At 47.2% G+C, this 2907-nt stretch carries 4 protein-coding genes; 2 read left to right on the top strand and 2 right to left on the bottom strand.

Translation table 11 applies throughout. The annotated features are described in order from the left end of the window. Positions 1 to 544 (bottom strand): spondin domain-containing protein (locus IQR33_RS08375; RefSeq protein WP_193843622.1); only part of this gene is annotated, 544 nt, incomplete at its 3' end. 9 nt (positions 545 to 553) lie between these two features. Next, positions 554 to 1237 (bottom strand): spondin domain-containing protein, encoded by a 684-nt coding sequence (locus IQR33_RS08370; protein ID WP_005384002.1) that lies wholly within the window; start codon positions 1235 to 1237, stop codon positions 554 to 556. A gap of 565 nt (positions 1238 to 1802) precedes the next feature. Here IQR33_RS08370 and IQR33_RS08365 point away from each other — a divergent pair. Both IQR33_RS08365 and IQR33_RS32615 read left to right on the top strand, forming a co-directional pair. Further along, on the top strand, positions 1803 to 2276 hold the full coding sequence (locus tag IQR33_RS08365) for a hypothetical protein (RefSeq protein WP_017635502.1): 474 nt from the start codon (positions 1803 to 1805) through the stop codon (positions 2274 to 2276). Between the two features lie 77 nt (positions 2277 to 2353). Then, positions 2354 to 2907 (top strand): LysR family transcriptional regulator (locus IQR33_RS32615; protein ID WP_228013803.1); only part of this gene is annotated, 554 nt, incomplete at its 3' end.

Here is a 2907-nt window from a genome sequence, read left to right as displayed (position 1 = left end):
CCTCACCGCCACCTGCTGGGCCCGGAATGGTTTCGGCAAGCTCATCATTCAGTTCCGTGCCGGAATCCCAAACGTTCATGCTCATTTCATAGCTTTCACCCACCGCGAGCGATTTGAGCGATAGCCCCGTTTCGCCAACAAAGGCATCATTGGTATTCACAAACATAGACGCCACAGACAAGTAACCGTAACGACTAGGGTCAACCGTGATGGTGACTTCGTCCGATGCACCCGGCAACACCAATCCATTGCCCGAAATACCTTGGTAAACACTGTCATTGCTGTTCATCAACTCAATCAGCTCAGCGTTACTCCCGCCTTCGGCAAGGTGCTCAAGTTCAACGGATGCGGCTTGTCCAATTTCAAACAATTGGTAGTCACCATTGTGAGTGAGTACAGCGAGCGGAGACATAGGTTGATTCGCAGTCAAGTTCGCAACGTTGACGGTGTAGCGGTACGATTTCACTACGTCATTATCATCATCGCTTGGACAACCGGCGAGCAAGCCGACTGAAGCTGCTACTAGTAAGATTCTGTATTTCATACATCCCCCTTACTTCACAACGATTGTGATGGTTGCGACTGGGTTTAACCAACGATGGCTGCTGCTGTCTAGGTCACTGATGCCGCCAGTTGGGTCGCTATCACCAAGGTTACCCGGATGCACGTGAACTTTGTCGTTAGTTACCGTTGCTTCAACGCCTGTGCCGCCAGTACCAAAGGTAATGAAAGGTGGGTTTGGCATGCTAGACGCAAGTTCATCGTTCGCTTCTGTACCGGCATCGTAACTTCTTAGCGTTGCTCGGTATGTACCCGCTTCCGTTGGAATCTTCCAGCTATCTAGACCGACAAAACCATCATTGGTTGGCAGCAACATCGCGCTCAGAGAAAGATAACCGTGGTCGCCACTGTCCAAGGTGAAGGTGGTTGCAACACCCGGATTCAAAATGCCGCCAGCAGGGTTCTCAACCACCGCACCACCAGCGTTACCAATCACGCTAGCAAGACCAGAGATATCACCGCCTTCTGCCATAGCTTCTAGTTCTGGCGTTGCTGCTTGACCCGTTCTGAACATTTGAAGATCAGAACCATGTGCAGCGACAATAAGTGGCGTAAAGTAGATGCCTTTGGTTGCGTTTGTCACGGTGATTTCCAATTCCGCCGCATTCACTGATGCAGAGCCTAGTGCCATAGCGACTGAAGTCATGACGAGTCCGAGTTGGGTACGTTTTTTCATTGTGATTCCATCCTTTAATGAGGGTTGAACTACCCAAGCCCATGTGTACGGCTTTACTTCATTGTTCGTGACTTGAGTAGGTTAAGCATTACGTTTCGAACGTTTTGCGTTCTTGCCTCTAAGAATGACGAGCAAATCTATCAGCAACTTCATCGAATTCTCATAAAATTCTCACAAGTTCTGTTCGAATTCTGTCAGCAGCACTTTTTTATTTATACTCAAGTAACCTCGAGATGCTTGGTTCAGCGAGGATGACTTGGTTTGAAGGCGAGGCAACAATTTGAAAATCTAGTGGTTCTAAATCGAAAATTGTTAACGAAGCATGCGAACCAAGGCAACTCGCCCTTCGGGAGCGTGCCACTGAAGCAATTTCTTCGTCAAACAACTTGGAAAGAGCTCGCTATTCCGCTTCGTTGTTTTCCTTGCTTGCTTTCGATAAATAGGGAATCAGTGACAACGCTCTGAACCATGTATCTTGAAGTCACTTGAGTATATTTTGGTATTTACACTTCGCACTTTCCCCTCCTACAATGCGATATTCCCTGTTTAAATCACGATTCTCACCATGATTCATAACGTTCTGTCTGCCTACTATGGCGAAATCTACGGCATCGCTTTTTTCAACCACTACTTGAGCCATTACACCCAAAGTGAACAACAAACGCTGTGGCAAACCTTGATTGAAGTGGAAGAACTCACCGCAGAAAAGCTCAAACCTGTACTGCTGACAAATGGCATGGATATCGAAAGTCGACACCAAGAGATGCTGGATAAAGGCTTGGCAGATGCAACCAAGTGGATTGGTTTACCATGGCAAGAGTTGGTGGCGACTCTTCTGAAATGGGTAGAACCTTATGAGGTCAAGTATCGAGAGTGGCATGAAGAAGTGAAAGCTTCACAGCAGTATTCAATCGCTGAGCGAGAAGCTATCGAGTTGATTGCAGACCACGAAACGGCCATTTATCACTGTTGGCAGCAATACCATACTGGTGAATCTGGCTTGCCTGCACTCAATGCATTTTTGGCAAAATATCGTTAAAGCGAGACAGTGACACTTGAACCTCGTGAAACCGTACCAGACAATATCGTTATTCCGCTGCGCAGAACTGAACAATTATGGTTAATCCAAAACTCATTGCCCTACTTCCTGATCTTGCTTCGTTTATCTTAGTGGTAAACGAAGGAAGTTTTACCGCTGCAGCCAAACAACTCGGCGTGACGCCATCGGCTTTAAGTAAGTTGATCACACGATTGGAACAAGCCCTCTCGGTGAAACTGTTTGAGCGCACAACTCGTAAGTTGATCATCACTCAAGCAGGGCAAAAGGTTTACGACCAAAGCATAGCAATGGTAAATGCCGCGCAGCAAGCCGTTGAGCTATCTGCGGAAGATCATGCCGAGCCAACAGGCGCACTCACAGTGGCAGCCCCTGAAGCATTTCTTAATTCGGTGCTTCAACCATTTGTGTTGCCATTCCTAGAACGTTATCCAAATATTCAGCTTAAGCTGAGAGCAGCAGATGGTGAGATTGATCTTTTCCGCCAAGGTATTGATGTCGCCTTTAAGCTCACCGACAAACCCGATGAGAATCTGGTACTCAAAGAAATTAGCAAGACCAATCTTGTTTTGTGCGCCTCTCCAGATTACCTCACCAAACACGGTATGCCTGA

This window comes from Vibrio sp. OPT46, assembly GCF_015163535.1.
Classification (GTDB): domain Bacteria; phylum Pseudomonadota; class Gammaproteobacteria; order Enterobacterales; family Vibrionaceae; genus Vibrio; species Vibrio alginolyticus.
This window is presented reverse-complemented; position numbering and strand designations above follow the sequence as displayed.

Excerpts from the sequence above, each read along its gene's own strand:
- IQR33_RS08370 (WP_005384002.1), bottom strand. The coding sequence starts at position 1,237 with ATGAAAAAACGTACCCAACTCGGACTCGTCATGACTTCAGTCGCTATG.
- IQR33_RS08365 (WP_017635502.1), top strand. The coding sequence starts at position 1,803 with ATGATTCATAACGTTCTGTCTGCCTACTATGGCGAAATCTACGGCATC.